We start from the raw sequence: 4982 nt of genomic DNA on the forward strand, positions 1-4982 counted from the left end.
TTTTGCGGGATACTGTTTTTTTAATAGAAAAAGGTGAAGACAAACATGATTTTTTGAATGAGCGAAATAATTATAAGAAAATAAGTGTCGGGCTGCTTTTGAAGGGAGTGACTAATACCACCAGCACCTCATCAAATCAGTCCATTGCATTTGGTGTGATAAATGAGGTAAAAATCAATCAAAAGTTTTCGGCCAGTTTAGGGGTGATTTTTGATAAGTATCATTTGAGTTATCATCAGACCAGAGTGTATTCGGATAATGCCCCTGTATCCAAAGATGCTGAGTTACTGTGTTTGGATATTCCGGTTAATCTCAAGATGAAACTCACAGAGCTGAGTCAGGGTGAGCTATTTGTTTCCGGTGGATTTTCCACACTGGCCTTTATAAAAGAAACCTATCGTAAGAATTATGATTTTACAGAGTCCACTCAATCAACTGTAAATTTTGAGAATATCAATTTTGCAGGCCAGTTGAATCTCTCCAGTGGATGGCAGTTCAATTTTTCTAGCAGAACGAATATGGCGATAGAGATGTATCTGAAAGTTCCTTTGTACAGGCTGGCTGAAGAGAATCTTCATTTTTATCAGTCAGGAGTTACGGTTAGAATTTCGAGGTAATTTAAAAAATATGAGCTGTTTTGTCGCGGACCAGATACTTTAATCGTAATAAGATAAAGAGATTCAAAAAATAAACTAAAACCAATTAAAATGAAAAACATGAAATCGAAAATCAAACAGAAACCATTTGTGGATTTAGTGTTACATGGAATGGTTTTTCTAACCATCCTTTTATTAATTGTATTCTTTTGGTCTTGCCATGAAACACCTGAAGAGAGCGATGTTCCCATGAATAGTGGAACTATTACCCAAAAGAGTGGCTTATCTTATTCAGGCTGTAAAGCATCAGGGTTGAAAAGTACCTATGAGGCACCAGAAATTTGTGCCAGCCTGGAGACTGTGGATTCTGATTATCTGTTGATTCAACATTTTGATGCCGTTTTTAATTGCTCGTTTGACAGTCTGATTATTGACTACAACGTGGATGGCGATGTGATTAATGTAAATGAAAGTCATGTTAATCCTGGTGTTTATTGTACCTGTAAATATGATATCTCCTATAAAATAGGCCCTCTGGATTACGGGACTTACAAAATCCATCTTCTGGATGAAGCCTTAAATAAGGAGGAACTTTGTTTGGAAGTTGAATTTTCGGCAGACACCGATACGACTTATTACCAATAATGCCTTCACTCAATAGTCCGTTATATACGGCTTAGGCGCTAAGAGGCAATGACGCAAAGAACTTTTTATGAGAGATTTTTAAATGCCTCACCCGTGCGCAGGTATCTGAATGCCAGTGTTCTGTGAGGGTTAGGCAGAGTGTCGCTTATTCATTTGTATGTGCCATTAAGTACTATCGTCTGCCGGCAAAATACTTTTCCCGGGTGTGCTCCTACGCCAGGGCTGGAATCGTCACTTTTTTAACAAATCCATAACTTATTTCGGTCACTGCAGCATTTTTTGAAGGATCCCAGATTGAATTATTATGTAGATGTACAATCATTAAAAACGAAATTATCATGAATACTAGATTGCTACTAATGCTTTTTGCATTCTCCCTTTTTACTCAATGTGATAAAGACGAAATGTCAGAAATTGAAAAACGACAAAAGGAGGATGACCAAAAAATCAATGATTATCTCGCAGAAAATGATATTTCTGCCCAAAAACACAGAAGTGGATTGTATTATTTAGAGATTGAAGAGAATCCCGATAACAAGAAGGTAAGTGAGGGTGATATAATCTATGCCAAGTATACTGTATCTACTCTGGACGGTGATGACCTGGATGTTGATACCGATACGATTGTCGTATTCGAACACGGTTCAGGCTCTCTTGTTCCTGAAGGGCTGGATATAGGGTGTGGCTTAATGCATAAAGGTGAAAAGTTAAGGTTTTTTATTCCCTCGGTACTTGTCTTCAACCGGTATTCAAACCCGGACTTCAAGCTGGAATCCGGTTCAATATTAGTATGTGATTTGGAGGTGGTTGATATTCAGGGGAAAGATGAACGGCTGGAAGAGGAAAAAGAGCTAATAGCTAACTATATTGAAACCAACAAAATTGAATCTTTAAAAGAATTTGCCAATGGCTTATACTTTAAGAAGCTAACCGCTCAGGATCAGGGCAGCCGTCCGGATGATGGAGATATCGTCAAAGTACATTTTGAGCGCAGATATTTAGATGGAACGATTCATTTTTCCACTTTTCATAATAATCCGGTTTCAGTACAGTTGGGCAAAAATGCTGTGGAAGGATTAGAAGAGGGGATAAAGTTGTTAAAGCCCGGAGAAAGAGGGCTGCTCATCTTTCCTTCAGAACTAGGTTTTGGAGCCGGGATTCAGGTAATTCCACATGAATTGAAAAATGAACTTACCGAAGACGGGTACCTGTCGAATACTCCAGAACCCTTTTCTCCTCTAGTTTATGAGATAGAGCTGCTAGACTGACCTCATCAGGCTTATTGTTCTCTGAACTTTTTTCTCCTGCATCCGCATGTATAATCGGATGCAGGTAAATTTTTATTTTTAAAGTTATGAATGATTTATTTCCAAAACCGATACAGGAATTACCGCTTGCAGATATTCCGATGAAGGGCGTAGAAGCACGTCTTTCGCAAGGGGTGAGTCATCAGATTTTGTTTATGAAATTTTCGGAGGATGTATATTTGCCGGAACATTCGCACGAAGCCCAGTGGGGGATTGTTTTGGAAGGAAAGATTGAGCTGACTATTGATGGTCGTAAATCTACTTTTGTTAAAGGAGACAGGTATTATATACCGCGGGGAGTTGTGCATTCAGGTAAGGTATTTGCGGGGTATGCTGATGTAACGTTTTTTAATGAGAAAGATCGATACAGGGTGGTTGGGGGATATTTTGTGGTTAATTGAGGCCGGTTTTCTCCGATTTTGTTTCTTTGGGTTTTTGTTTTGGTCCGAGAAAGAAATAGAAAGCACTTCCTTTACCAGGTTCGGAATCGAGCCAGATTTTGCCACCAGCACCTTCGATTATTTTTGAGGCCAGGGTGAGGCCTAGGCCCATTCCGGGATTGATTCGGGAATGGTCGGATTCAATTTTTTCGAAAGCATTGAAAATCGAAGCCTGGTTTTCGAGAGGGATTCCTGTACCTGTATCTTTGACAAAGAAAACTGCATTTTGGTATTCGTCAGCAAAACAGCCAAATTCTACGACTCCCTGATCCGTAAATTTAATGGCATTGCTCAGGAGGTGAATCATAATTTCCTGAAGGTATGCCAGGTTGGTTTTTAGAGAAAAGTTTTCAGGGAGACTGAAAGAGGTTTTGATAGAAACTTGTGATTTGGCGAAAGCCTCTTTAAGAGCATTTGCTTTAATTTCCAAATTGTCACATACTTCCGATGGTTTCACTACATCATCAGGGCTGAAACTAAAATCTCCCGCCTGTAGGCGGGAGAGGTTGAGCAAGGAGTCAATAAGTAGGAGGAGTTCATCGGTTTTTGCATGTAACATACCGGCAAAATTTCCCTTTTCCTCGTCCGGAATATCTGAGTAGAGTAACACTTCGGTCAAGCCTTGAATGGCATTGAGAGGGGTTCTGATTTCATGCGATAAATTCCGAAAAAACTGCTCCTTAATTTTTTGAGATAAAGAAATTTTCTTCTCAAAATTCTGTGTTCTGTTTAACTCGTAATATTTAAATATTTCTTTGAGTTTGGTCATTGACAATACTCCACAAAATTGTTGATTGCTATCGATGACCGGAAGGGCTGGTGTCTGGGCCGAGTGCATTAACTCTAATGCCTGGTGTATTGTTGAGTTTGGTGAAATGGATGGTTTTGGGGTAAGGCAATCAGTGACCAGTTTTTTTCTGCGCTCAAAAACATCAGAGATTGTCAGTAATCCCTGAAAAGAATTTTTGTTTTCCATCACAACAAAGAACTTCTTTTCCTTCAGTTCTTCTTCAATGATGTTAATTCCAGTAAAAGGTTCTGTTGTTGGATACTCTTTTTCAATATATGGTTTGATAAGCATGGTCTTAGGTATCAACCTCAATGGTGTCGTAATGCACTTTCAGTTGAAAGTCCACCTTGAGAATTTCGGAGGGTGAAATATACGGAATAACTTTCTTTTTTAAAATTTCCATGACGTGATTCAGCTCAATTTTTTTAAGAATCCGTCGATTGACAAAGACCACCTCCACATTTGGATGTTCCAAATCTACTGTTTCGAACTCATTGGGAACCAGGAGCTCGAAGAGTTTTGTGACTCCTGTTTTTCCCTGGGGTGATTTTCTTCCAACTACGAGGATGTCCTCGAAGGGAGGTAGTTTAACTTCTTCGAAGCCAAGGTTGACTGAGTATTTTGTAGAAGTGCCATTCATCAGTACAATATTTATATAAGTTATTGGTTCCCGAAAATTCGGGAGGACTCGCATGTAAGAACTGATACATATTCTTTTGATGCAATCATTGCCATGCTCGTTTCTTAAATATTTAATTTAAAGTGTCAAAAAAATAAAGTACGGAACATAATGGGTGAAAGTTTCAATAAACTGGGGATTAAAAGGGATTATATCCTTTATGAGTTTTTTCGCAAAAACTTTACAAAACCTATATCGGGACTAGTCCGCTTTATCTTAATCTTATCTCCCCGCGAAAGCCAAAATTTCCGGTATGCCCGCAATCTCTGAAGCCGCCCATTAAGCCTTCCCCCCACCGCCGACCCGGAAGGCGGAAGGGCTCGCGCGCCATTTAAACAGTTAGCTTCGGTTTTAATTAATAACTATCTTAAAAACAGTGAGAGACTAAGCCTATAGAGACAAGGAACATTAGACTGCGGCAACAATCGCCCTATAAACTATGGTTCTTTTATCCAAATCGTCAAAACTCCTCTCACTTGCTGTGCGCGTGAGACTCAAACAGAGACGATTTTACGATAGAATAAC

At 39.2% G+C, this 4982-nt stretch carries 6 protein-coding genes; 4 read left to right on the forward strand and 2 right to left on the reverse strand.

Annotated elements, in window-relative coordinates; genetic code table 11:
- From QZZ43_RS03810 to QZZ43_RS03825, 4 genes are all read left to right on the forward strand, one after another.
- A partial coding sequence (locus QZZ43_RS03810; protein ID WP_291856423.1) for a hypothetical protein occupies positions 1-617 on the forward strand: 617 nt, incomplete at its 5' end.
- Positions 618-707: 90 nt separating this feature from the next.
- Entirely contained in the window at positions 708-1241 is a 534-nt protein-coding gene (locus QZZ43_RS03815) for a hypothetical protein (RefSeq protein ID WP_291856425.1), read from the forward strand.
- Positions 1242-1579: 338 nt separating this feature from the next.
- Complete coding sequence (locus QZZ43_RS03820; protein ID WP_291856427.1) at positions 1580-2509, forward strand: FKBP-type peptidyl-prolyl cis-trans isomerase; 930 nt, start codon at positions 1580-1582, stop codon at positions 2507-2509.
- A gap of 86 nt (positions 2510-2595) precedes the next feature.
- Positions 2596-2949 carry a cupin domain-containing protein gene (locus QZZ43_RS03825; RefSeq protein ID WP_291856429.1) on the forward strand — a complete coding sequence of 118 codons (354 nt, stop codon included), beginning with the start codon at positions 2596-2598 and terminating at the stop codon, positions 2947-2949.
- On the opposite strand, the gene QZZ43_RS03830 is transcribed toward QZZ43_RS03825, so the two are convergent.
- Together QZZ43_RS03830 and QZZ43_RS03835 are read right to left on the reverse strand one after the other, a co-directional pair.
- Positions 2942-4069: an ATP-binding protein gene (locus QZZ43_RS03830; RefSeq protein WP_291856430.1), complete on the reverse strand. Its 1128-nt coding sequence runs from the start codon at positions 4067-4069 to the stop codon at positions 2942-2944. The genes QZZ43_RS03825 and QZZ43_RS03830 overlap by 8 nt on opposite strands.
- Before the next feature lie 4 nt (positions 4070-4073).
- A complete protein-coding gene (locus QZZ43_RS03835) occupies positions 4074-4418 on the reverse strand; it encodes a hypothetical protein (RefSeq protein WP_291856432.1) in 345 nt (114 codons plus the stop codon).
- Between the last annotated feature and the right edge of the window lie 564 nt (positions 4419-4982).

It is taken from the genome of Marinilabilia sp. (genome assembly GCF_016278715.1).
Taxonomy (GTDB): domain Bacteria; phylum Bacteroidota; class Bacteroidia; order Bacteroidales; family Marinilabiliaceae; genus Marinilabilia.

Coding starts and splice junctions, on each gene's coding strand:
- QZZ43_RS03820 (WP_291856427.1), top strand. CDS start 1,580: ATGAATACTAGATTGCTACTAATGCTTTTTGCATTCTCCCTTTTTACT.
- QZZ43_RS03830 (WP_291856430.1), bottom strand. CDS start 4,069: ATGCTTATCAAACCATATATTGAAAAAGAGTATCCAACAACAGAACCT.
- QZZ43_RS03815 (WP_291856425.1), top strand. CDS start 708: ATGAAAAACATGAAATCGAAAATCAAACAGAAACCATTTGTGGATTTA.
- QZZ43_RS03835 (WP_291856432.1), bottom strand. CDS start 4,418: ATGAATGGCACTTCTACAAAATACTCAGTCAACCTTGGCTTCGAAGAA.
- QZZ43_RS03825 (WP_291856429.1), top strand. CDS start 2,596: ATGAATGATTTATTTCCAAAACCGATACAGGAATTACCGCTTGCAGAT.